Origin of the sequence: Bradyrhizobium genosp. SA-4 str. CB756, assembly GCF_000473125.1 — a bacterium.
Taxonomy (GTDB): Bacteria; Pseudomonadota; Alphaproteobacteria; order Rhizobiales; family Xanthobacteraceae; genus Bradyrhizobium; species Bradyrhizobium arachidis.
In genome coordinates, this window is sequence record NZ_KI421499.1 from 7418388 (window position 1) to 7442438 (window position 24051).

General features: G+C 65.3%; 25 protein-coding genes and 1 other RNA gene. 18 read left to right on the forward strand and 8 right to left on the reverse strand.

Annotation, left to right across the window (positions count from 1 at the left end; translation table 11 throughout):
- Positions 1–9: 9 nt before the first annotated feature.
- The 10 genes from rnpA to dapE all read left to right on the forward strand — a co-directional run bounded on the left by rnpA (position 10) and on the right by dapE (position 9720).
- Positions 10–429, forward strand: a complete 420-nt coding sequence (gene rnpA / locus BRAGE_RS0135910; RefSeq protein WP_027561545.1) for a ribonuclease P protein component — start codon at positions 10–12, stop codon at positions 427–429.
- Positions 430–445: 16 nt separating this feature from the next.
- Positions 446–2290, forward strand: coding sequence for a membrane protein insertase YidC (gene yidC, locus BRAGE_RS0135915; protein ID WP_027561546.1), 1845 nt, complete (start codon positions 446–448; stop codon positions 2288–2290).
- A 104-nt stretch (positions 2291–2394) separates the two neighbouring features.
- Positions 2395–3048 (forward strand): ribosome biogenesis GTP-binding protein YihA/YsxC, encoded by a 654-nt coding sequence (gene yihA / locus BRAGE_RS0135920; protein ID WP_027561547.1) that lies wholly within the window; start codon positions 2395–2397, stop codon positions 3046–3048.
- Positions 3048–3413, forward strand: coding sequence for a DUF423 domain-containing protein (locus BRAGE_RS0135925; protein WP_027561548.1), 366 nt, complete (start codon positions 3048–3050; stop codon positions 3411–3413). The genes yihA and BRAGE_RS0135925 overlap by 1 nt, the downstream gene beginning before the upstream one ends.
- Positions 3414–3624: 211 nt before the next feature.
- Complete coding sequence (gene argB, locus BRAGE_RS0135930; protein ID WP_027561549.1) at positions 3625–4512, forward strand: acetylglutamate kinase; 888 nt, start codon at positions 3625–3627, stop codon at positions 4510–4512.
- A gap of 155 nt (positions 4513–4667) precedes the next feature.
- A complete protein-coding gene (locus tag BRAGE_RS0135935; protein ID WP_027561550.1) occupies positions 4668–5654 on the forward strand; it encodes a DUF1036 domain-containing protein in 987 nt (328 codons plus the stop codon).
- A 236-nt stretch (positions 5655–5890) separates the two neighbouring features.
- Positions 5891–6583, forward strand: a complete 693-nt coding sequence (locus tag BRAGE_RS0135940; RefSeq protein ID WP_027561551.1) for a pyrimidine 5'-nucleotidase — start codon at positions 5891–5893, stop codon at positions 6581–6583.
- Between the two features lie 234 nt (positions 6584–6817).
- A complete protein-coding gene (gene dapD / locus BRAGE_RS0135945) occupies positions 6818–7663 on the forward strand; it encodes a 2,3,4,5-tetrahydropyridine-2,6-dicarboxylate N-succinyltransferase (protein ID WP_027561552.1) in 846 nt (281 codons plus the stop codon).
- 237 nt (positions 7664–7900) lie between these two features.
- The gene (locus BRAGE_RS0135950) at positions 7901–8557 is read left to right on the forward strand and encodes a DUF805 domain-containing protein (RefSeq protein WP_027561553.1); all 657 of its coding nucleotides are present in this window, start codon (positions 7901–7903) and stop codon (positions 8555–8557) included.
- Complete coding sequence (gene dapE / locus BRAGE_RS0135955) at positions 8554–9720, forward strand: succinyl-diaminopimelate desuccinylase (RefSeq protein WP_027561554.1); 1167 nt, start codon at positions 8554–8556, stop codon at positions 9718–9720. The genes BRAGE_RS0135950 and dapE overlap by 4 nt, the downstream gene beginning before the upstream one ends.
- 158 nt (positions 9721–9878) lie before the next feature.
- Here the strand turns inward: dapE and truA are convergent, their stop codons facing one another.
- The 3 genes from truA to def form a co-directional block, all read right to left on the reverse strand.
- Positions 9879–10616 carry a tRNA pseudouridine(38-40) synthase TruA gene (gene truA, locus BRAGE_RS0135960; protein WP_027561555.1) on the reverse strand — a complete coding sequence of 246 codons (738 nt, stop codon included), beginning with the start codon at positions 10614–10616 and terminating at the stop codon, positions 9879–9881.
- A 112-nt stretch (positions 10617–10728) separates the two neighbouring features.
- Positions 10729–11664 carry a methionyl-tRNA formyltransferase gene (fmt, locus tag BRAGE_RS0135965; protein ID WP_027561556.1) on the reverse strand — a complete coding sequence of 312 codons (936 nt, stop codon included), beginning with the start codon at positions 11662–11664 and terminating at the stop codon, positions 10729–10731.
- Between the two features lie 204 nt (positions 11665–11868).
- Complete coding sequence (gene def, locus BRAGE_RS0135970; protein ID WP_027561557.1) at positions 11869–12396, reverse strand: peptide deformylase; 528 nt, start codon at positions 12394–12396, stop codon at positions 11869–11871.
- Positions 12397–12567: 171 nt separating this feature from the next.
- On the opposite strand from def, the gene BRAGE_RS0135975 reads away from it, so the two are divergent.
- The 3 genes from BRAGE_RS0135975 (at position 12568) to BRAGE_RS0135985 (ending at position 15756) form a co-directional block, all read left to right on the forward strand.
- Complete coding sequence (locus BRAGE_RS0135975) at positions 12568–13767, forward strand: DNA recombination protein RmuC (protein ID WP_027561558.1); 1200 nt, start codon at positions 12568–12570, stop codon at positions 13765–13767.
- A gap of 130 nt (positions 13768–13897) precedes the next feature.
- Positions 13898–14200, forward strand: coding sequence for a GIY-YIG nuclease family protein (locus BRAGE_RS0135980; RefSeq protein WP_027561559.1), 303 nt, complete (start codon positions 13898–13900; stop codon positions 14198–14200).
- A gap of 191 nt (positions 14201–14391) precedes the next feature.
- A complete protein-coding gene (locus BRAGE_RS0135985; RefSeq protein ID WP_027561560.1) occupies positions 14392–15756 on the forward strand; it encodes an AmpG family muropeptide MFS transporter in 1365 nt (454 codons plus the stop codon).
- A gap of 126 nt (positions 15757–15882) precedes the next feature.
- Here the strand turns inward: BRAGE_RS0135985 and BRAGE_RS0135990 are convergent, their stop codons facing one another.
- From BRAGE_RS0135990 to ffs, 5 genes are all read right to left on the reverse strand, one after another.
- Entirely contained in the window at positions 15883–16320 is a 438-nt protein-coding gene (locus tag BRAGE_RS0135990) for a hypothetical protein (RefSeq protein ID WP_027561561.1), read from the reverse strand.
- 30 nt (positions 16321–16350) lie between these two features.
- Positions 16351–16953 carry a recombination mediator RecR gene (recR, locus tag BRAGE_RS0135995; protein ID WP_027561562.1) on the reverse strand — a complete coding sequence of 201 codons (603 nt, stop codon included), beginning with the start codon at positions 16951–16953 and terminating at the stop codon, positions 16351–16353.
- Between the two features lies 1 nt (position 16954).
- Positions 16955–17275: a YbaB/EbfC family nucleoid-associated protein gene (locus tag BRAGE_RS0136000; RefSeq protein ID WP_027561563.1), complete on the reverse strand. Its 321-nt coding sequence runs from the start codon at positions 17273–17275 to the stop codon at positions 16955–16957.
- Between the two features lie 105 nt (positions 17276–17380).
- Positions 17381–19222, reverse strand: a complete 1842-nt coding sequence (locus BRAGE_RS0136005) for a DNA polymerase III subunit gamma/tau (protein ID WP_027561564.1) — start codon at positions 19220–19222, stop codon at positions 17381–17383.
- Between the two features lie 94 nt (positions 19223–19316).
- Positions 19317–19413, reverse strand: an RNA gene (gene ffs, locus BRAGE_RS52265) — signal recognition particle sRNA small type.
- 183 nt (positions 19414–19596) lie between these two features.
- Between ffs and BRAGE_RS0136010 the strand changes: the two genes are divergently transcribed.
- The 5 genes from BRAGE_RS0136010 to BRAGE_RS0136030 all read left to right on the forward strand — a co-directional run bounded on the left by BRAGE_RS0136010 (position 19597) and on the right by BRAGE_RS0136030 (position 23906).
- On the forward strand, positions 19597–20445 hold the full coding sequence (locus BRAGE_RS0136010; protein WP_027561565.1) for a transporter substrate-binding domain-containing protein: 849 nt from the start codon (positions 19597–19599) through the stop codon (positions 20443–20445).
- A gap of 116 nt (positions 20446–20561) precedes the next feature.
- Positions 20562–21224, forward strand: coding sequence for an amino acid ABC transporter permease (locus tag BRAGE_RS0136015; RefSeq protein WP_027561566.1), 663 nt, complete (start codon positions 20562–20564; stop codon positions 21222–21224).
- Positions 21221–22027, forward strand: coding sequence for an amino acid ABC transporter ATP-binding protein (locus tag BRAGE_RS0136020; RefSeq protein WP_027561567.1), 807 nt, complete (start codon positions 21221–21223; stop codon positions 22025–22027). Before BRAGE_RS0136015 ends, BRAGE_RS0136020 begins: the two co-directional genes overlap by 4 nt.
- Positions 22027–22782: an SDR family NAD(P)-dependent oxidoreductase gene (locus tag BRAGE_RS0136025; protein ID WP_027561568.1), complete on the forward strand. Its 756-nt coding sequence runs from the start codon at positions 22027–22029 to the stop codon at positions 22780–22782. The genes BRAGE_RS0136020 and BRAGE_RS0136025 overlap by 1 nt, the downstream gene beginning before the upstream one ends.
- Positions 22779–23906, forward strand: a complete 1128-nt coding sequence (locus tag BRAGE_RS0136030; protein ID WP_027561569.1) for a muconate cycloisomerase family protein — start codon at positions 22779–22781, stop codon at positions 23904–23906. The genes BRAGE_RS0136025 and BRAGE_RS0136030 overlap by 4 nt, the downstream gene beginning before the upstream one ends.
- The last annotated feature ends 145 nt before the right edge of the window (positions 23907–24051 follow it).

Sequence of the window (24051 nt, forward strand, 5' to 3'; positions counted from 1 at the left end):
GATTTCATCATGGATCGGCTGAGGCAGCGGGCGGATTTCCTCGCCGTTGCCAATGGCGCGCGGGCGAATAGTCCCGCGTTCGTCCTGCAAAGCCGCCGCCGCGACGATTCTGGCCCGATCCGGGTCGGCTTCACCGTCACCAAAAAGAACGGCAACGCCCCCGAGCGCAATCGCATCCGGCGCCGACTTCGCGAATTGGTGAAGCGGCTCGATCCGGTGTCGATGCAGCCCCATCATGATTATGTACTGGTCGGCCGAAGGGACGCGCTCTCGCGCGACTTCGCCACCATGCTCGACGATCTGCGCATAGCGTTCACGAAGCCCGCGCGGCATACGGCCAGGGGATCCGACAAGGGATCCGACAAGGGATCTGCGAAGCGGCGCGGCGAAAAGCCGGGCGCTGCCCCTGCCAGCCGCAAACCGGATTGATGACGAGACATTAGAGATGACCGACAATCGCAATACCATCCTCGCCGTCATTCTGTCGGGCCTCGTCCTGATTGCCTGGCAATATTTCTACAACGTCCCGCAGATGGAGAAGCAGCGCGCCCAGCAGCAGGTGCAGGCCGAGCTCCAGAAGAACACGCCGCAGCCGACCGCCTCGGCAACGCCGGGCGCGACACCGCAGGCCGGCAATGCGCCCGCGCCTGCCGCGGCGCCGGGCAACCAGCAGGCCCAGCCGGTCGTTGCCCGCAGCGCCGCGATCGAAGCCAGCCCGCGCGTGAAGATCGACACGCCGCGGCTTTCCGGCAGCGTCTCGCTGAAGGGCGGCCGCATCGACGACCTCGCGCTGGTGCAATATCGCGAGACGGTCGACCCGAAATCGCCGCCGATCATCCTCTATTCGCCCTCGGGCACGGCCGAACCCTATTACGCCGAGTTCGGCTGGGTGGCCGCCACGGGCGTGACCGCGAAGATGCCGGATGCCCAGACCATCTGGCAGCAGGACGGCAGCGGCAGCCTGACGCCGACGACGCCGGTGGTGCTGAAATGGGACAATGGCGAGGGCCTCACCTTCCGCCGCACCATCTCGGTCGACGACCACTACCTCTTCACCATCAAGGACGAGGTGAGCAATGTCGGCAACGCGCCGGTTACGCTCTATCCGTTCGCGCTGATCTCGCGCCACGGCACGCCGCAGGTCTCGGGCTATTACATCCTGCATGAAGGCCTGATCGGCTATCTCGATGGCCTGCAGGAATATGCCTACAAAAAAATCGACGAAGCCAAGACGGTGAACTTCAAGGCCACCAATGGCTGGCTCGGCATCACCGACAAGTACTGGGCTTCGGCGCTGCTGCCGGACACCAATGCGCAGCTGCAGGCGCGCTTCTCGTCGAACCCGACCGGCAACGTCCACACCTACCAGACCGACTATCTGCTCGATCCCGTCACCGTCGCGATCGGCGGCACAGCCACCGCGAACGCGCGGCTGTTCGCTGGCGCCAAGGAAGCCGGCGTGGTCGGCGTGTTCCCGTTCGCCGGCCTCGGCGGCTACAACAAGGAGCTCGGCCTCAACCATTTCGATCTGTTGATCGATTGGGGCTGGTTCTACTTCATCACCAAGCCGATGTTCCTCGGCCTCGACTTCTTCTACCGCTTCTTCGGCAATTTCGGCATCTCGATCCTGCTCGTCACCGTGATCGTGAAGCTGTTGTTCTTCCCGCTGGCGAACAAGTCCTACGCCTCGATGGCGAAGATGAAGTCGATCCAGCCGCAGCTGCAGGCGCTGAAGGAGCGCTTTCCCGATGACAAGGTGAAGCAGCAGCAGGAGATGATGGAGATCTACCGCAAGGAGAAGATCAATCCGGTCGCCGGCTGTCTTCCCGTGGTGATCCAGATCCCGGTGTTCTTCTCGCTCTACAAGGTGCTGTTCGTCACCATCGAGATGCGGCACGCGCCGTTCTTCGGCTGGATCAAGGACCTCTCCGCGCCGGATCCGACCAACCTGTTCACGCTGTTCGGATTGATCCCGTTCGATCCGACCACGATTCCGGTGTTCGGCCATTACCTCGCGCTCGGCATCTGGCCGATCATCATGGGCATCACGATGTGGTTCCAGATGAAGCTGAACCCGACGCCGCCGGATCCGACGCAGCAGATCATCTTCAACTGGATGCCGCTGATCTTCACCTTCATGCTGGCCGGCTTCCCGGCGGGCCTCGTCATCTACTGGGCCTGGAACAATTTGCTCTCGGTGCTCCAGCAGAGCTTCATCATGCGCCGCAACGGCGTGAAGGTGGAGCTGTTCGACAATCTCAAGGCGACGTTCGCGCGGAAGGCGACGTAGCACCCGTCATTCCGGGGCGATGCGAAGCATCGAACCCGGAATCTCGAGATTCCGGGTCTGGTCCTTCGGACCATCCCGGAATGACAGCGAGCAAAGAGCTTCGCATGACCGACGCCAATGATGCGAAGCTGATCGAAGCGGGACGCAAGCTTTTCGCGCGCGACTGGCAGTTCATCTGGGCCTCGCCGTCGATTCAAACGCTGCCGCCGATGGCGGGGCTGGAGATCGCCTTTGCCGGGCGGTCCAATGTCGGCAAGTCCAGCCTGATCAACGCGCTGACCGGTCGCAATGCGCTGGCGCGCACCTCGCATACGCCGGGCCGCACCCAGGAGCTGATCTTTTTCGAGGTCCCCGGGAAAAGCGACCTACGCCTCGTCGACATGCCCGGCTACGGCTATGCCAAGGCGCCGAAGAGCCAGGTCGCGTCCTGGACCGAGCTGATCCACACATTCCTGCTGGGCCGCGCCTCGCTCGCGCGCGTCTACGTGCTCATCGACGCGCGGCATGGCCTCAAGGACGTCGATCTCGAAGTCCTGAAGACGCTCGACCGCTCGGCGGTCAGCTACCAGATCGTGCTGACCAAGGCCGACCAAGTGAAGGCCTCCGAGCTGCAATCACGCATCGCCGAGACCGAGACTGCACTCGCCAAACATCCGGCCGCTTTCCCGAACGTGCTCGCGACCTCCTCGCGCAGCTCGACTGGCATGGCCGAGCTGCGCGCCGCGATGGCAAAGCTGCTGGAAGAGCGGGCGTCGTGATGGTGGCGCATCGCCTCTTGATCGGGCTTGCCGGTTTGATGGGCGCCGCCGCCGTTGCGCTGGCCGCCGCCTCCGCCCACGGCGCCGATGCCAGCCGCCTCGCCTCCGCCAGCGCCATGCTGCTGTTTCATGCGACTGCCATACTTGCGGTGACTGGGTTGCTCGCGCGCGGCCTTCTGCATGGCGGAATTGGGCTCATTGCCGCATTCGGCTTCGTGCTCGGCGCGGCGCTGTTCGCGGGCGACCTCACCTTGCGGCAATATGCCGGGCACTCGCTGTTTCCCATGGCGGCGCCGACGGGTGGAACGGTGATGATTTTGGGCTGGCTCGCCGTGACGCTCGCGGCGGTGGTGGCGAGGAAGTAGCGTTCTCTTCTCCCCTTGCTCGAGAAGGTGGCGCGAAGCGCCGGATGAGGGGTCTGTCTCTACAGGGGTGCTCGCGGAGAGAGACCCCTCACCCGCCTCGCTTCGCGAGGCACCCTCTCCCACAGGGGGAGAGGGGAAGAAGAGCGCTTTGCGCCGCGCCCGCCAATCGGATAGAACGCGCACCGACAGTCCCGCCAGCGAGATCCGCCCCATGACCGACATCTCCCCGCTCGACCAGGCCCGCATCCTGTCCGAAGCGCTGCCGCACATGCAGCAGTATGACGAGGAAACCATCGTCATCAAATATGGCGGCCATGCCATGGGCGACGAGGAGACCGCGAAGAACTTTGCCCGCGACATCGTGCTGCTGGAGCAGACCGCGATCAATCCGGTGGTGGTGCACGGCGGCGGGCCGCAGATCGCGACCATGCTGAAGCGCCTCGGCATCGTCTCGGAATTCGCCGCTGGCCTGCGCATCACCGATGCTGCGACCATCGAGATCGTCGAGATGGTGCTGGCCGGCTCCGTCAACAAGCAGATCGTCGGCTACATCAACGATGCCGGCGGCAGAGCCGTGGGCCTGTCCGGCAAGGACGGCAACATGGTGAAGGCGACGAAGACGACGCGCACCATCGTCGATCCGGACTCGCATATCGAGAAGGCGGTCGATCTCGGCTTCGTCGGCGATCCCGAGAAGGTCGACCTCACGCTGCTCAACCAGCTGATCGGCTATGAGCTGATCCCGGTGCTGGCGCCGCTCGCGACCTCCAAGGACGGCCAGACGCTCAACGTCAATGGCGACACCTTTGCCGGCGCCGTCGCAGGCGCGCTGAAGGCCAAGCGCCTATTGCTGCTCACCGACGTGCCCGGCGTGCTCGACAAGTCGAAGAAGCTGATTCCGCAGCTGTCGGTGAAAGACGCGCGAAAACTGATCGCCGACGGCACCATTTCCGGCGGCATGATCCCGAAGGTCGAGACCTGCATCTACGCGCTCGAGCAGGGCGTCGAGGGCGTCGTCATCATCGACGGCAAGATGCAGCACGCGGTGCTGCTCGAGCTCTTCACCAACCAGGGCACGGGCACGCTGATCCACAAGTGATGAGCTGGACGCCGCGACGAAAGAACGTCATGGCCGGGCTTGTCCCGGCCATCCACGCTCTTTCTCGCGGCGAAAACGTGGATGCCCGGGACAAGCCCGGGCATGACGAGCGGAGAGTTCAGCGCCCCCGCCGCTCCCCCCTCACCCGCGTCCTGATGACGCTCCCGGCGGCCGCCGTCTCGTTCTTCTTCTCCTCCGCGCCGGCCTTCGCCGACCTCAAGATCTGCAACCGCATGTCCTATGTCGTCGAGGCCGCGATCGGCATTGACGACAAGGCGGCGACGGCGACGCGCGGCTGGTTCAGGATCGATCCCGCCACCTGCCGCGTGGTGGTGCAGGGCACGCTGACCGCCGACCGTATTCTGCTCAACGCGCGCGCGCTCGGCATCTACGGCGCCTCCCCGATCCCGCAGAGCGGCAGCGACATGCTGTGCGTGGCGCAGGACAATTTCGTCATCGCCGCTGCGCGGCAGTGCCGCAGCGGCCAGACGCAGGTCCCCTTCACGCAAGTGACGCCGACGCGCGGCGACGACGGCAATGCCGTCGCCTACCTTGCCGAGGATTCCGAATATGACGACGAACAGGCGCGCCTTGCCGGCATCCAGCGCCTCCTAGTGATCATCGGCTATGACGTCGGCGCCATCGACGGCGTCGACGGGCCGAAGACGCAGGCAGCGCTCGCCGCATTCCTGAAGAGCCGCGGGCTGCCGTCCGACACCGTATCGTCGCCGAATTTGTTCAAGACCATGGTCGATGCGACGCAGACGCCGTCGTCGAGCGGCCTGACCTGGTGCAACGACACGCCGCACAAGGTGATGGCGGCAGTCGCCACCGACGACGGCAAGTCGGTGACGAGCCGCGGCTGGTATCGCATCGATCCCAAGACCTGCCTGCACCCGGATGTAACAGGCACGCCGAAGCAGATCTTCAGCTTCGCGGAAGCGATCGATGCCGACAACCGTGTCATCAAGCTGAAGGACAAGCCGCTGAACTGGGGCGGCGACAAGCAGCTCTGCACGCGCGAGACCAAGTTCGAGACCGTTGAGCAGACCGATTGCCCCGCGCGCGGGTTTGCGACGACGGGGTTCGGCGCGGTGGATATGAGCAGCGGCGGCAAGACGCTGCGCTTTGCGATGCCGTGATGGTATTGCTGTGATTGAGGATCAGGGCACTGGGGCCGCAAACTCCGCCGTCGTCCCCGCGAACGCGGGGACCCATAACCCCAGGGAGCAGTGTGGCGCACGATGGTGGTTGCCAGTCTTCGCCAAACCACTCCCTGTGGTTATGGGTCCCGGATCTGCGCTCCGCTTCGCTGCGCTTGTCCGGGACGACGACAGAGAGTGGAGCAGCGCTTGTGCTCAGCAGATAGAGATTTGATATGACTTCCCCCCGCGCCTTCACCCACGTCGACACCTGGGTGTTCGACCTCGACAACACGCTCTATCCGCATCACGTCAATCTGTGGCAGCAGGTCGATGCACGCATCGGCGAGTTCGTGTGCAACTGGCTGAATGTCGGCCCGGAGGAAGCGCGCAGCATCCAGAAGGACTATTACCGGCGCTTCGGCACCACGATGCGCGGCATGATGACCCTGCACGGCGTGCGCGCCGACGACTATCTCGCCTATGTGCACAAGATCGACCACTCGCCGCTGGAGCCAAATCCGCAGCTTGGCGAAGCCATCGCAAAGCTGCCGGGACGAAAGCTGATCCTGACCAACGGCTCGGTCGACCATGTCGATGCCGTGCTGGCGCGCCTCGGCCTTGCCGGCCATTTCGACGGCGTGTTCGACATCATCGCGGCCGGCTTCGAGCCGAAACCGGCGCCGCAGACCTATCGGAAATTCCTCGACGACCATGCGGTCGATCCGACCCGGGCGGCGATGTTCGAGGACCTCGCCCGCAACCTCACCGTTCCCCACGCGCTCGGCATGACCACGGTGCTGGTGGTGCCTGACGGCACCAAGGAGGTGGTGCGCGAGGATTGGGAGCTGGAGGGCCGGGACGCCGCCCATGTCGATCACGTCACGGATGATTTGACAGGGTTTTTGGGGCGGTTGTCACCACGCTAACGCTGTCGTCCCGGGGCGCGAAGCGAGCCCGGGACCCATAACCACAGGGAGTGGTTGTGGCGCGAAACTGGCAACTCCGAATCTTCGCCAAACGACGGCCTGTGGCTATGGGTCCCGGGCTCGCGCTTCGCGCGCCCCGGGACGACAGCGGAGTATGCCTTGACTCTCCCCCGCCAAATCCCGAAAAAGCGCCCCAATCCCTCAAAAATTCCCTGATCCGAAGAGGAAAGCCCGATGTCCCTGTCCGCCCTCGAATCCACCATCAACAGCGCCTTCGACGCGCGTGACGGCATCTCGACCTCGACCAAGGGCGAGGTGCGCGAGGCCGTGGACCAGGCGCTGGAGACGCTGGACAAGGGCGAGGCCCGCGTCGCCGAGCGCGGCGCCGACGGCAAGTGGAAGGTCAATCAGTGGCTGAAGAAGGCGGTGCTGCTCTCCTTCCGCCTCAACGACATGGACGTGATTCCCGGCGGTCCGGGCAAGGCCAGCTGGTGGGACAAGGTGCCCTCGAAGTTCGAAGGCTGGGGCCCGAACCGGTTTCGCGATGCGGGCTTTCGCGCGGTGCCCGGCGCCGTCGTCCGTCGCTCGGCCTTCATCGCCAAGAACGTCGTGCTGATGCCGTCCTTCGTCAATCTCGGCGCTTACGTCGATGAGAGCACCATGGTCGACACCTGGGCCACCGTCGGCTCCTGCGCGCAGATCGGCAAGCGCGTGCACATCTCCGGCGGTGCCGGCATCGGCGGCGTGCTCGAGCCGCTGCAGGCCGAGCCCGTCATCATCGAGGACGACTGCTTCATCGGCGCGCGCAGCGAGGTCGCCGAGGGCGTGATCGTGCGCAAGGGCGCGGTGCTGGCGATGGGCGTGTTCCTGGGCGCCTCGACCAAGATCGTCGACCGCGAGACCGGCGAGGTCTTCATGGGCGAGGTGCCGGAGTATTCGGTGGTGGTGCCGGGCGCCCTGCCCGGCAAGCCGATGAAGAACGGTCAGATCGGCCCGAGCACCGCCTGCGCCGTGATCGTCAAGCGCGTCGACGAGCGCACGCGCTCCAAGACCAGCATCAACGAGCTGCTGCGGGATTAATCGGGCCACGCGCACCATTCTCTCACCGTCACCCTGAGGTGGCCGCCTCTTCGGCGGCCCTCGAAGGGCGACGGCCTGGCTGCCGGCTACATTCCGGCCGCTCATCCTTCGAGGCTCCCCCTGCGGTGCGCTGCACCGCAGGCCTCGCACCTCAGGATGGCGGGACTGGTAGTCGAACCCTCTCTCCCCCCATCGCGACCAACATCCGGGCGGCTACTTCCGCCCGGAGCCTCTCGCATGGACTGGACCTGGTACTTCTTCCGCTTCGACGGCCGCATCAACCGTGCGCTGCTATGGCAGGCGCTGCTGATCGTCGCGCTGCTGGCTGCGTTGCTGGGGATCGTCGATCAGGCCATCAGTATCCCGGACGGGGCCAAATCCGTTAAATTCAAGTTCAATGTCGACTTCGATTTCGACTTTGGCTTCGACGGCCTGTTCGAAATCATCGACCCACGACGCCATCGACTGCTGTCATCCACCGAGCGCGCGAGCCTGACCTTACGGATTCTCGGCGCATCGCTGTTCCTGTGGATCTCCCTTGCGACCGCGATCAAGCGACTGCACGATCGCGACCGAAGCGGCTGGTGGATCATCCCATTCGCCTTCATCCCCAACCTGCTGTTCTATTTCTCGGATCGGCTGCCTGCCGCCAGCTGGTTCGTGCCGTTCGACTGGGCCGTCCACGCGCTGTGGCTGTGGGGCCTCGTAGAGATGTTCATTATGCCCGGCACTTCGGGCGACAACCGGTTCGGCCCCGATCCACTTGCCCAGCACGAGGAGGAGAGCCTCGCACCCGCCACCCCTGCAAAAAGCTGGGACCAGCAGAGCGAGCTCGAATTCGTGCCGCCCAGCGCTAGCCCACCCGGCGGCATGCATGTTAAGCGGAACGCATGACCGATGCTCTCTCGATTGCCCGCGATCTCATCCGCTGTCCCTCGGTAACCCCGGCCGACGCCGGTGCGCTGGGGGTGCTTGAAAGAGCCCTCACCGCCGCCGGCTTTACCTGCCACCGCGTGACGTTCAGCGAAGAAGGCACCGCCGACGTCGACAATCTCTATGCGCGGATCGGCACAGAAGGGCCGCACATCACCTTCGCCGGCCATACCGACGTGGTGCCGCCGGGCGACGAAAGTGCATGGAGCGTCGGCGCGTTTTCCGGCGAGGTGAAGAACGGCTATCTGCACGGCCGCGGCGCGGTCGACATGAAGGGCGGCATCGCCTGCTCGGTCGCAGCTGTGCTGGAGCATCTCGCTGCCAATGCCGGCAAGCTGCGCACGGACGGGACGGGCTCGATCTCGTTCCTGATCACGGGCGACGAGGAAGACGTCTCGATCAACGGCACCATCAAGCTGCTCAAGTGGGCGGCCGAGCGCGGCGAGAAATTCGATCATTGCGTGCTCGGCGAGCCCTCCAACGTCGAGACGCTCGGCGACACCATCAAGGTCGGCCGCCGCGGCTCGCAATCCGGCACGCTTTATGTCGACGGCGTGCAGGGCCATGTCGCCTATCCGCACCGCGCCTCCAATCCGGTGCCGGATATCTCGCGCTTGATCGTCGCGATCTCCGACGAGCCGCTCGACCATGGCAGCGCGCAGTTCCAGGCCTCCAATCTCGAATTCACTTCAGTGGACGTCGGCAACAAGGCGAGCAACGTCATCCCCGGCGAGGCCCGTGCCAAATTCAACATCCGCTATAACGACAACCACACCCAGGCGAGCCTGCGCGAGCTGGTCGAGACGCGCCTCGCCAAGGCCTGCGGCAACCGCATCAAGGCCCGCATCGTCTGGGAGCCCTCGAACTCCAACGTGTTCGTGACCAAGCCCGGCCCGTTCACCGATCTTGCGGTGTCCGCGATCGAGGAGGTGACGGGACGCAAGCCGGAGCTGTCGACGAGCGGTGGGACGTCGGATGCACGGTTCATCTCGAGCTATTGCCCGGTGATCGAGTTCGGCTTGGTCGGCCAGACCATGCACCAGGTCGACGAGCGCGTGCCGGTGACGGATCTGGAGAAGCTGACGCAGGTCTATCGCGGGATTTTGACGCGGTATTTTGGGTAGGCGCTGCTCTCGCCCAGCACACCACTGGATCGCCCGCGAAGGCGGGCGATCCAGTACTCCGAGACAGCAGCGATAGAACCGAGGGGCCGCGGCGTACTGGATGCCCCGCCTTCGCGGGGCATGACACCGCGGGTGACGCGAGAGCGCGCGCCTGCGCGCTAATAATCCACCTTCATCAGATACAGCCCCTCCGCCGGGGCCACGATGCCGCAGGCGGCGCGGTTGCGGGCGGCGAGAGCTGCGGAGAGGTCGTCCGCGGTCCAGCGGCCATCGCCGACCCAGACCAGCGAGCCCACCATCGAACGGACCTGGCTGTGCAGGAACGAGCGCGCCGAGGTGACAATGGTGATCTCGCGGCCATCGCGCAGCACGTCGAGCTGGTCGAGCGTCTTCTCCGGCGACTTGGCCTGGCACTCGGTGTCGCGAAAGGTGGTGAAATCGTGCTTGCCGAGCAGGCGTTTTGCTGCCGCATGCATCGCATCGGCGTCGAGCTTGCGCGGCACGCGCCAGGCGTGGCCGACATCGAGCGCGAGATTGGCGCGGGTGTTGATGACGCGGTAGCGGTAATGCCGTTTCACGGCGGAGAAGCGCGCCTCGAATGTATCAGGAACGATCTCGGCCTCGAGCACCGCGATCGGATGCGGGCGCAGATGCGCATTGAGACCGTCGCGAAAACGGCCTGGCGGAAACTGCTTCTCGACATCGACATGCGCGACTTGGCCGCGCGCATGCACGCCGGCATCGGTGCGGCCGGCGCCGTGCACGCGCAGATCCGCGCCCGTCATCGCCTTCACCGCCGCTTCCAGCGCGCCCTGCACCGACGGCAGCGTGTCCTGGATCTGCCAGCCGAAGAACGGCGCGCCGTCATATTCGATGGTGAGCTTGTATCGGGGCATCGATCCAGCTTTATCCGGCGTCATTGCCGGGCTTGACCCGGCAATCCATCGCCCAAGAAGGAGTTTTGTTAGAAGATGGATACGCGGGTCAAGCCCGCGTATGACGAGTTGACTAGGTGAATTTAGCTCCCGCCCTCAAGGGCACGCCGCGCAGGAAGTCCGCGGCCTGCATGCGGGCCTTGCCTTCGCGCTGGAGCTCGATGATGCGGATCGCGCCCTCGCCGCAGGCGATGGTGAGGTGATCGTCGAGCACCGCGCCCGGTGAACCCACGCCCTTCGCCAATTCGCATCGCAGGATTTTGACGCGCGCGTTCTCGCTGACACCGTCAAGCTCGGCCCATGCGCCGGGAAACGGCGACAGGCCGTGGATGTGGCGGAGCACGGCGCGTGCGGGCTTGGTCCAGTCGATCCGTGCCTCGGCCTTGTCGATCTTGGCCGCATAGGTGACGCCGTCCTCGCTCTGCTGCTTGAGCTGGAGCCCGCCGCGGTCGAGCCCGGCCATGGCACGCACCATCAGGTCGGCGCCAAGGCGGGAGAGGCGATCGTGCAGATCGAGCGCGGTCATGGTGTCAGTGATCGGAAGCCGCTCGGCCATGGCGACGTCGCCGGTGTCGAGGCCGACATCCATCTTCATCACCATCACGCCGCTCTCGGCATCGCCTGCCATGATCGCGCGGTTGATCGGCGCCGCCCCGCGCCAGCGCGGCAGCAGCGAAGCGTGCAGATTGTAGCATCCGAGCTTTGGCGCATCGAGGATCGCCTGCGGCAGGATCATGCCGTAGGCGACGACGACGGCGGCATCGGCGTCGAACGCACGAAACTCTTCCAGCGCTTCCTCTGTCTTCAGCGTCTTCGGCGTCAGCACGGGCACGCCGAGCTTTCGCGCGGCTTCCTCGACCGGGGTCGGCTGCAATTGCAGCCCGCGCCGTCCGCCCGGTTTCGGCGCACGGGTGTAGACGGCCGCGATCTCGTGGCCGTGCGCGACCAGCTCGAGCAGCGTCGGCACGGAGAAATCGGGCGTGCCCATGAAGATCAGGCGGAGGGGCATCAACAGAACTCGCTGCGTTCCCTCCCCCCCTTGCGGGGGAGGGCTAGGGAGAGGGGTGCCACACGACGCGCTCTCTCGGCACAAGCGTTCGCGGCACGCACGTAATTCAGATGACGGATGGACTTCCGCCGGGGCTACCCCTCTCCCCCGCCCTCCCCCGCAAGGGGGGAGGGAGCGCAGGGAATGCGGAGCAGCATTAGAGACTCACTCGCCCGCGCGCTTGGCGGCTTTCTCGAACTTCTTCATCACGCGGTCGCGCTTGAGCTTCGACAGGTAGTCGACGAACAGCACGCCGTTGAGATGGTCGATCTCGTGCTGGATGCAGGTGGCGTAGAGGCCTTCGGCGTCCTCCTCATGCAGCTTGCCGTCGAGATCGGTGAAGCGCACGCGCACCTTCGCAGGGCGCTCGACCTCCTCGTAATATTCGGGGATCGACAGGCAGCCTTCCTCGTAAGTGGACAGCTCCTCGGAGGAGGCGATGATCTCGGGGTTGATGAACACGCGCGGTTCCGGCTTGGTCTCGCCGTCCTGGTTGGGCTTGGCGAGGTCCATGGTGATCAGGCGCAGCGGCTGCGCGACCTGGATCGCCGCAAGCCCGATTCCGGGCGCGTCGTACATGGTCTCGAACATGTCGTCGGCAAGCTTGCGGATCTCCGGCGTGACCTTCTCGATCGGCTTGGAGACCAGGCGCAGCTGCTTGTCGGGCAGGATGATGATTTCTCGTAGGGCCATGGCGGCGATTTAAGCCGCGCGCCGGATGCGGTCAATGCGGCCAGGAACCCGGCTCACGCTCCGCTCACGATAAAACTTCAGGTTTCGTTAACCATAAAACCTAAGGAGTTCTTTACCGAAATCGTTCCCCCTTCGTTCGCGACCGAGCGCGAATCGGTTAGAAGGGCTGGCATGAGCGAGATCATTTTCATGGCTGGCGACTGGCCGGTGCGCACCATCGATGCGCTGATCGGCTTCGGCGCGCTGGTCCTCATCCTGCTGGTTGTGATTGCGGTCGTGATCACTCGCTCGGGACGGCGCGGCGCGGAACTTGCCATGGCGCATGCGATCCGTGCCGACGAGCTCGAGGAGCGCCTCGCCCAGGTGCTGCACGCCCAAGCTGAGGCCTCCGGCCGGGTCGATGCCATGACCCAGGCGCTGGCCGGCCGTCAGGCCGAGATGGCGCGGGCGGTCAACGAGCGGCTCGATTCGGTGACCCACCGCGTCGGCCAGTCCATGGAACATTCGACCCGCAACACCATGGAGAGCCTGCGCGCGCTGCACGAGCGGCTCGGCATCATCGACAACGCGCACAAGAACCTCACCGACCTCACCACGCAGGTGACCACCTTGCGCGACGTGCTCGCCAACAAGCAGTCGCGCGGCGCCTTCGGCCAGGCGCGGATGGAGGCGATCGTCCAGGACGGACTTCCGAAAGGCTCCTACGAGTTCCAGTTCACGCTCTCGACCGGCAAGCGGCCGGACTGCGTCGTGTTCCTGCCCGACCAGCGCCCGCTCTGCATCGACGCAAAATTTCCGCTGGAGGCGATGACCGCGCTGCACGACGCCCGCACCGACGAGGAGCGGCGCGTGGCCACGCAGCGGCTGCGCGGCGACGTGATGAAGCATGTCAGCGACATCGCGGAAAAATATCTCGTCGCCGGCGAGACCCAGGAGATGGCGCTGATGTTCGTGCCGTCGGAATCGGTCTATGCCGAGATACACGACGGCTTCGACGACGTGATCCAGAAGGCCTATCGCGCTCGCGTCGTGCTGGTCTCGCCCTCGCTCCTGATGCTGGCGATCCAGGTGATGCAGCAGATCATGAAGGACGCGCGCATGCGCGATGCCGCCGACCAGATCCGCACCGAGGTGATCAAGCTCGGCGACGATCTCGGCCGCCTGCGCGACCGTGTGCTGAAGCTGCAAAAGCATTTTGCCGACGTGAACGAGGACGTCCGCCAGGTGCTGATCTCCGCCGACAAGATCGAGAAGCGCGCGGGGAGAATCGAGGAGCTCGATTTCAGCAAGACCGATGCGCCGGAAGGCCCGCGGCTGGTGGCGACGGGCGCACCGGAGCTGTTTCCGCGGAAGCTCCAGGCGGGGGAGTGAGATAGAGGCACACTGTCATGCCCCGCGAAGGCGGGGCATCCAGTATTCCGTGACAGTCGTGATTGAATCGAGACGCTGGTGATTACTGGATCGTCCGCCTTCGCGGACGATGACAGGGGTGAAGGCTGGCATGAGCGCACGCCATTACTACGTCTACATTCTCGCCAGCAGGATCGGCGGAACGCTATATATCGGCGTCACGAACGACATCATCCGCCGCGTGACGCAGCACAAGTCCAAACTCATCGAGAGCTTCACTGAAAAGTACGACGTCGCCCGGCTTGTCTACTTCGAGCAATTCGATGATCCCGAGAACGCGATCAAGCGGGAGAAGCGGCTCAAAAAGTGGAACAGGGCTTGGAAGATTCGACTGATCGAGCAGCACAACCCAAACTGGGATGATCCTTATCCCGGGATCGCCGGCCCACCATGACATACCTCGCCGCGCTGTCATACCCCGCGAAGGCGGGGTATCCAGTACGCCGCGGCGATTGTGGTTGAACCGAGACGCTGGTGTTTACTGGATCGTCCGCCTTCGCGGACGATGACACTGAGGGTGCCGCGGGCTTTCCCCTCTCACCGCACACCAGAGTCTTTTTCCCCAGAATCTGCTAACACCACCCCATGACTGCACCCGAGGTGACCTCCCCCGCCGCTAGCCCCGCCCCTGCGACCTCCTGGCGCGAGAGCCTGGCCGTGTACCTGCAACGGCGGGTGCTGATCGTGCTGTTCCTCGGCTTCTCCTCCGGGCTGCCGCTGGCGCTGTCGGGATCGACGCTGCTGGTCTGGATGCGCGAGGCTGGGGTCGATCTCAAGACCATCGGGCTGTTCGCGCTGGTCGGCACGCCCTACACGCTGAAATTTTTGTGGGCGCCACTGGTCGACGCGCTGCATGTGCCGCTGTTCACGCGCGCGTTCGGACGGCGGCGCGGCTGGCTGGTGTTCTCGCAATTGCTGCTGATCATCGCGATCCTGCTGCTGGCGATGACCGATCCCGCGCGCTCGCCGTTCTACGTCGCGCTCGGCGCGCTGCTGGTGGCGACGACATCGTCGACGCAGGACATCGTCGTCGACGCCTTCCGCGTCGAGAGCCTGCCCGAGAGCGAGCAGGCCGCCGGCATGGCCGCTTACGTTGCGGCCTATCGCATCGGCATGCTGGTCTCGACCGCGGGCGCGCTGTTCATCGTCTCCGGCTTCGAGGACACCGGCATCCCGCGCCCCTCTGCGTGGATGTGGGGCTATGTAGTGATGGCAGCGATGGTGCTGATCGGAACGATCACGGCGCTGGCCGCGACCGAGCCGGAGCAATCGGTGCGGGCGGAAGCCGTGACACAGGCCGAGACCGCGTTCACGCGCGTGCTGCATGCGGCGATCGGCGCCTTCTCGGAGTTCCTATCGCGCAAGGATGCGCTCGCGGCGCTCGCCTTCGTCGTGCTGTTCAAGTTCACCGATGCGTTCTCCGGCACGATGACGGCGCCGTTCGTGATCGACCTCGGCTTCACCCGCAACGACTATGCGGCGATCGTCAAGGGCGTCGGCCTCGCAGCGACGCTGATTGGCGGCTTCGCCGGTGGCTTTGTCGCGCGGCGCTATTCGCTGGCGACATCGCTCTGGATCGGCGGCGTGGTGCAGGCGCTCGCCAACCTGTCCTTCTCCTGGCTCGCCGTGGTCGGCACCAATCAATGGGCGCTGGCGCTCGCCATCTGCGCAGAGAACTTCACCAGCGCCATCGGCACGGTGATCTTCGTCGCCTATCTCTCGGCGCTGTGCCAGAACCCGCTCCACACGGCGACGCAATACGCGCTGCTCACCGCGCTCGCGGCGGTGGGGCGGACGTATCTCTCGTCCGGTGCCGGCTTCGTGGCGGAGACGACCGGCTGGGCACTGTTCTTCGTGATCTGCGTGCTGGTGGCGATCCCAAGCCTGATGCTGCTGGCCTGGCTGCAGAAGCGCGGGCATTTCGAGGCGCTCGGGCCGGTGCGGGTGTGACGCTGCCGCCGTAGTCTCGTAGGGTGGGCAAAGGCGCAACGCGCCGTGCCCACCATCACGCCATGAATTAGAAACAGGTGGTGGGCACGCTTCGCTTTGCCCACCCTACGGCATCTCGCGTGCCGCTTACTGCTTCCTGATCAGGCTCCACTTCGTGATCACGGCCTCGCTCATCTGGCCGGGATCGCTGGCGCAGGCGACCTCGTCGACCTTGACCGAGATCTCCTTGCCGACGAACGATTTCAGCTGCGCGGCCTGCGCGTCGCTGGAGGTGACGAGCTGGAAGGTCTCAGGGCCGGTCTCGAGATTGCACAGCCCGTTCGGCGCCGGCAGGCGGCGCGGCTCTGAGGTGATCTGGTACATCGCAACCCGCTTGCCGGCGTTCTTGACGTCGCGCACCTTCATCGCGTTCAGCTCGCCCGAGAGCACGTCGCCGTTGTTGATCGGCTTGCCGGGCTTGGGCGCCGGCGGCGCCTCGTCGCCCTGCTGCGCCGAGACGGCCGGGGTTACCAGCATCGTCATCGTCAGGGCCAAAGCCAGCCGTGTGGCGAAAAGTTTCGTCATGTCGTCCGTTCCGTGAGGTCTGTAGGATAGCTAGAACAGGGTCCGCTGCCGCATCGCGGCCGATAGCGTACCCTCATCGAGATAATCAAGCTCGCCGCCGACGGGCACACCGTGCGCGAGCCGGGTTACTTTAACGTTGGCGTCCTGGAGCAGGTCGGTGATGTAATGCGCCGTGGTCTGGCCGTCGACGGTGGCATTCAGCGCCAGGATGATCTCGTGCACTTCTGCCGCATGGGCCCGCGCGACCAGCGCGTCGATGGTGAGGTCTTGCGGACCGACGCCGTCGAGCGGCGACAGGGTCGCGCCGAGCACGTGATAGCGCCCTTGCGTCGCATTGGCCCGCTCCAGCGCCCAGAGATCGGCGACGTCGGCGACCACCACGATGATGGCGGGATCGCGCTTCGGATCGGTGCAGACCGTGCAGGGATTTTGGGTGTCGATGTTGCCGCAGGTCTTGCAGACCTGGACCTTGTCGAGCGCGACCTGCAAGGCCGAGGACAGCGGCATCATCAGCGCTTCGCGCTTCTTGATCAGATGCAGCGCCGCGCGCCGCGCCGAGCGCGGGCCAAGGCCCGGCAGCCGCGCGAGAAGCTGGACCAGCCGCTCGATCTCGGGACCTGCAACCGCGCCCATCTTACTGGCCGAACAGCCCCGGCGGCAGGCCGAGCCCGCCGGTGAGCGCCTGCATCTTCTCCTGCATCGCCGTCTCCGCCTTGCGACGGGCATCGCCAAAGGCGGTGACGAGCAGGTCTTCCAGCACCTCGCGCTCTTCCGCCTTCATCAGCGAGGGATCGATCTTGACGCCCTTGACGTCCATCTTGGCGGTCATGCGCACGGCGACGAGACCGCCGCCAGAAATGCCCTCGACCTCCACATTGCCGAGTTGTTCCTGCATCTCCTGCATCTTGGATTGCAGCTGGGCCGCCTGCTTCATCATGCCGAGAAAATCAGCCATGGGTGCTCGTCCTTCAAACTGGCCAAAGCGCGATGAAGCGCGCTTTTGCTTTATTGTTCGAGCATGATCTCTCGGAAAACCGCTGCACACTTTTCCGGATCATGCTCAAAGATCGTCGTCGGCGTCGGAACCGTCGGGCGGATCGTCACTGCCGTAGTCGGCGTTAATATTGGATTCCGGCGCCTCGGGGGCAAGCCTGCGGACCTCGACGACCTTCGCGCCGGGGAAACGCGATAGCACCTCCTGCACGCGCGGATCGGCTTCCGCGGTGCGGGCATGCTCCTGCTTGGCGGCCTGGTTCACCGAGCGCAGCGTCGGCTGGCCCTGCTCGTTGGAGACGATCACGGTCCAGCGGCGGCCGGTCCACATCTCGAACTTGCGTGCGAGCTCGGAGATCATGGTCTTTGACGCGTTCGGCTCGAGCGCGACTTCGAGCCGGCCCTCCTCGAAACGGACGAGGCGCATGTCGCCCTCGAGCGCGCTCTTGGTCATGATGTCGCGCTTCTGCCCGGCGAGCGCGACGAGCTGGGTGAAGCTGGTGATGCGCAGCTGGGGCGCCGCACCCTGGGTATCAGGCGCGGGCGTTGCCATCTGCGGCCGGGCAGCGCCTCCGCCGAAGGCGGTCGGCGATGAGGTCGGCATGCGGACCGGCGCCGCGGAGGCAACGGGCGCCGCGGAGGCCATCGGTGCGGCCGGCGCGCTGCTGCGCGCGCTACTTCCGCCGTTCACGACCGGCGAGCCGCCGCCATTCTGCTCCAGCATCCGGATCGCCTCGTCCGGCGTCGGCAGGTCGGCGACATAGGCGATGCGCACCAGCACCATCTCGGCGGCCGCGGCGGGACGCGTCGCAGCCTGCACCTCGGTGATGCCCTTGAGCAGCATCTGCCACATCCGCGACAGCACCCGCATCGAGATCTTGGAGGCGAAATCCCTCGCACGGACGCGCTCGGTCTCGCCATAGGCGACGTTGTCGGCGGTCGCCGGCACGATCTTCACGCGGGTGACGAAGTTCACGAACTCGGCGAGATCGGACAGCACGACGATCGGATCGGCACCGACATCGTACTGGTCGCGGAACTCCTTGAAGGCGGCGGCGATGTCGCCGCGGACCAGCGAATCAAAGAGGTCGATGACGCGGGTGCGGTCGGCGAGGCCCAGCATCTGCCTGACCGCGTCGGCCTTCACCTGGCCCGCCGCATGCGCAATCGCCTGGTCGAGCAGCGACAGAGAGTCGCGCACCGAGCCTTCCGCCGCGCGCGCGATGATGCCGAGCGCTTCCGGCTCGATCTCGACGCTCTCCTTGGCGGCAATGTTGGCGAGGTGCTTCATCAGCACGTCGGCCTCGACGCGGCGCAGGTCAAAACGCTGGCAGCGCGACAGCACGGTGACCGGAACCTTGCGGATCTCGGTCGTCGCGAACACGAACTTGGCGTGCTCCGGCGGCTCCTCCAGCGTCTTCAGGAAGGCGTTGAACGCCGCCGTCGACAGCATGTGGACTTCGTCGATGATGTAGACCTTGTAGCGGGCGCTGGCCGGCGCATAGCGCACGCTGTCATTGATCTGGCGGACGTCGTCGACACCGGTGTGCGAGGCCGCGTCCATCTCCAGCACGTCCATGTGCCGGCTTTCCATGATCGCCTGGCAATGCACACCCAAGGTCGGCATGTGGATGGTCGGGCCCTTCACCGAGCCATCCGGCATCTCGTAGTTGAGCGCACGGGCCAGGATGCGCGCGGTGGTGGTCTTGCCGACGCCGCGGACGCCGGTGAGGATCCAGGCCTGCGGAATCCGCCCGGTCTCGAACGCGTTGGAGACGGTGCGGACCACGGCCTCCTGGCCGATCAGGTCGTCGAATGAAGAGGGGCGGTATTTGCGCGCCAGCACCCGGTAGGGGGCATTGGCCTGGCCGGCGCTATCGGGGTTCGGAGGGGCGCCAGCGTCGGTCATCGGTCGATCCGCAATGAAATGTCTCTCGGCCGGCTTTTGCGGAAAGGAGCGCGCTGGCGGGAGGCCCGCCGGCGCAATTCGCTCGGAAAAACAGGTAGGAGACTGACGAGCGACCCGATCCGGACCTCGTTAGGGCTGCTTCCTTCCGGACCTGACCCGGTTGGCGAGTGGCTCGTCCACCGCCAATCTCCCGGTCCCTATTTGGGGCCAAAGGAAGCGGAAAGCAAGCGGGTATCGGCTCGAACCAGCGGGGTTTGCCCAGCATCCGGGCAAATCCGGATCTGCCCAGCCGATAGGCTGTGCTTTCACTGATGGGACCACCTTGCTAAGAACGCTGCCGGAACTCCACCCAACCAGAAAAGCGATTGATCCCAATGGTTACACGTCGTGATGTTGCATCGATTGTCGGACTTGGCGCGGTGACCGCGGCCGCGCTGGCCGCCCCGGCCGTGGCCCAGACCGCGGCCGACCCGAACGAATCGACCTTCGCCCGCATCCGTCGCACCAAGAAGATGCGGATCGGTGCGGTCGGCGGCGGCGCGCCCTATTACATGAAGGACCTCGCCACCGGCCAGTGGAAGGGTTTCTACATCGACATCGCCAAGGGCCTCGCCGACGACATGGAGGCCGAGCTCGAGATCACCGAAACCACCTGGGGCAATTCGGTGCTCGATCTACAGTCCAACAAGATCGACATCTTCTTCGGCCTCAACCCGACGCCGAAGCGCGCGCTGGTGGTCGACTTCTCGGTGCCGGTCTTCAACAACGCCTTCGGCATCCTCTGCAAGAAGGACTTCAAGCCGAAGACCTGGGCCGAGCTGAACTCGCCGGACGTCAAGATCGCCGTCGACCAGGGCTCCTCGCACGACCAGGTCGTCAGCCGCCTGACGCCAAAGGCGCAGATCTCGCGCCTGAAGACCGCCGACGATGCCACCGCCGCGCTGCAGACCGGACGCGTCGACGCGCAGTGCCTGATCACCATGCTCTCGCTGACCGTCTTGAAGAAGAACCCCTCGCTCGGCCAGTTCGTGCTGCCGACGCCGATCTTCGCGACCACGTCCAACGCCGGCTTCCGCCGCGAGAACGACAAGACCTTCCGCGACTACGTCAACACCTGGATCGACTTCAACAAGGGCCTCGGCTTCATCCGCAACGCGATCATCACGAATATGGAGCTGGTGGGCGTGACGGAAGCGGACATTCCGCCGGGCGTGTCGTTGTAAATTTTCACACTGTCATTCCGGGGCGATGCGCTGCATCGAACCCGGAATCTCGAGATTCCGGGTTCGCCCTTTCGGGCGCCCCGGAATGACGGCACCGACGACGAGTAATCGCACGCATGTATCAGTGGGACTTCGGCATCCTCTGGAGCTATCGCTGGCTCTTTCTCAACGGGCTCGGCGTCACCGTCGGCTTCACCATCGTCATCGTCGTGTGCGGGCTGCTGTTCGGCCTGCTCGGCGCGTTCGGCAGCCTGTCGCGGTTCAGGGCCGTGCGTCTCACAGCCCTCGCCTTCATCGAGGCGTTCCGCTGCACGCCGATCCTGGTGCAGCTGATCTGGTTCTATTACGCGCTGCCGATCCTCGCCGGCGTCGAGATGACACCGATCACCGCATCGGCGCTGGCGCTCTCGCTCTATGGCGGCTCGTTCTATTCGGAGATCATCCGCGGCGGCATCATCTCGATCGACAAGGGCCAGTCGGAAGCCGGCGCCGCGCTCGGCATGACGCCGGGCCAGAGCATGCGGCGCATCGTGCTGCCGCAGGCGATCAAGCGCATGATCCCGGCCCTGATGAACCAGTCGATCATCCAGTTCAAGAACACCTCGCTGGTCTCGGTGCTGGCGGTGCCTGATCTGGTCTATCAAAGCCAGGTCGCGGCCCATGACAGCTACCGGCCGCTGGAGACCTACACGGCGGTCGCGGTCGCCTATGCGGCGATCCTGATCCCGCTCACCATCATCGTCCGCCGCGGCGAGAAGCGACTGGCGGTGAGCGAATGAGCGAGCCATCCAAGAACATTTCGAAAATCGAGATCCGCAGCCTGCGCAAGAGCTTTGGCAGCAACGAGGTTTTGAAGAACATCAACCTCGACGTCGCCAAGGGCGGCGTCGTCGCGCTGATCGGCCCGTCCGGCTCCGGCAAATCGACGCTGCTCCGCTGCATCAATCTCTTGGTCGTGCCCGACGGCGGCAGCGTCCGCGTCGGCGACACGCGCTTTGCGTTCGGTGAAGGCACCAAGCTGCCCGATGTGAAGACTCTCGCAAAGTTCCGCGCCACCACCGGCATGGTGTTCCAGCACTTCAACCTGTTTCCGCACATGACGACGCTGCAGAATGTGATGGAAGGGCCGGTCACCGTGCGCCGCATGGCCAAGGCGGACGCCGAGAAGCTCGCGCGGGCCCAGCTTGCAAAAGTCGGCCTTGCCGAGAAGGCCGACCAATATCCGGCAACGCTCTCCGGCGGACAGAAGCAGCGCGTCGCGATCGCGCGGGCGCTGGCGATGGAGCCTGATGTCATGCTGTTCGACGAGGCCACCTCGGCGCTCGACCCTGAGCTCGTCGGCGAGGTGCTCAATGTGATGCAGCGCCTGGCGTCCGAAGGCATGACCATGGTGATCGTGACCCACGAGATTGCCTTCGCCCGCGAGGTCGCCGACCGCCTGATCTTCATGCGCGACGGCGTCGTCGTGGAGGAAGGCCCGGCGCGGCAGGTGATCGACAATCCGCAGCAGGCCGCGACGCGCGCCTTCCTCAGCCATTTCCACCGCACCGGCGCGTTGCCGCCGGCCAACGCGACATCGTGATGCCTGATATCGATCGCGCCTATCTCGTCACCGGTGCCGCCAGCGGCATCGGCCGCGCCACCGCAAAATTGCTGGCGGCGCCCCGCACCGCGCTGCTGCTGCACACGCGCTCGAACGCGGAAGGTCTCGACGCCACTGCGGCAGAGGCTGAAGCGAAGGGCGCTATCGTCGCAAAGTGCCTCGGCGATCTCGCCGAAGAGGCTGCTGCCGCCAACGCCATCGCCGCCGCGCAAACCGCCTTCGGCCGGCTCGACGGATTGATCCTCGTCGGCGGCCACGCCCGCCGCGGCAGCGCGATCGGCACGCCGGCGGATCAATTCCGCCAGGCGATGGATGAATCCGCACTGGCCTTCACCCGCATGGTCGAGGCCGCGCTGCCGCTGCTGCGGGCAGGACGGGACGCGCGGATCGTCGCGGTATCGTCCTTCGTGGCGCACGCGATGCGGCCCGAATTCGCGCCGTTTGCGGCCACCGCGGCAAGCCGCTCCGCGCTGGAGGCGCTGGTGCGGCTCACCGCGGTCGAGCTTGCGAAAGACGGCATCGCCGTCAATGCTGTTTCACCGGGCCTCATCGTCAAGGACAAGCCGAGCGAAAGCCGGCTGTCGCCCGAGCAGATCGCCGCGACCGAAGCGCTGATCCCGATGCGCCGCCGCGGGCGGCCTGAGGAAGTCGCCGAGATCATCGCCTTCCTGGCGTCACCGAAGGCGTCCTACGTCACCGGCCAGGTCTGGCACGTCAATGGAGGCCTGACATGAGCGAAGCAACCATCGAACGCATCAGGCTGTTCCTGATCGAAAGCCCGATCAAGATGGCGCGCCTGCAGGGCGTCGGCAACGTCAAGGGCTCGGTGAAACGTGTGCTGCTCGAGCTCACTTCCAGCGACGGCGTCGTCGGCTGGGGCGAAGCCGCACCGTGGGAAGTGTTCACGGGAACGCCGGAGGCCGCGTTCTCCGCGCTCGACATTTACTTAAGGCCGATCCTGCTCGGCAAACCCGTGCGCCGCATCCGCGCGCTGATGACGGAGCTCGACCGCGCGCTGGTCGGACATGCCGAGGCGAAGGTCGCCATCGAGATGGCGCTGCTCGACATCGTCGGCAAGTCGTCGGGCCTGTCGGTTGCCGACCTGCTCGGGGGCCGCGTACGCGACACCATTCCCCTGTCATTCTCCATCGCTGATCCCGATTTCGCCGCTGACCTCGAGCGCATGCGAAAGATGGTTCCTGAAGGCAACGTCATCTACAAGGTCAAGACCGGCGTAAAACCGCATCACGAGGATCTCGATCATCTCGCAGCGATCCGGAAAGAGTTCGGCGACAAGGTCGATCTGCGCGTCGACTACAACCAGGCGCTGGCGCCGTTCGGCGCGATCAAGATCCTGCGCGATATCGAAGAGTTCGCGCCGACCTTCATCGAGCAGCCGGTGCCACGCAAATTTCCCGACGTGATGGCGCAGCTCACCGCGGCGCTGGAAACGCCCGTGCTTGCGGACGAAAGCTGCTTCGACCGCCGCGACATGATGGAGGTGGTGCGCCGCGAGGCGGCCGATGCCGTCTCGATCAAGCTGATGAAGGCCGGCGGCCTGTTCGAGGCGCAGGCGATCATGGCGATCGCCGACATCGCCGGCCTGCCCGGCTATGGCGGCACGCTGTGGGAGGGCGGCATTGGCCTTGCCGCCGGCACGCAGCTGATCGCGGCCACACCCGGCATCTCGCTCGGCTGTGAATTCTACATGCCGCATCACGTGCTGACCGAGGATGTGCTGGAAGAGCGCGTGGCGAACCGCGCCGGTCACGTCGTGGTGCCCGATGGTCCCGGCCTCGGCATCCGTGTCAGCGAAGCCTCGGTCCGCGCCAATGCGCGGGTGCTGGCGGAGGCGTAAGCCACCGGCGCGGCCACAAACTCGGTCGTCGTCCCGGGCAAGCGTCAGCGCAGACCCGGGACCCATAACCACAGGGAAAAGTTGCGGCGCGAGCTGGCAACCACGAGTCTTCGCCAAATTTCTTCCTGTGGTTATGGGTCCCGGA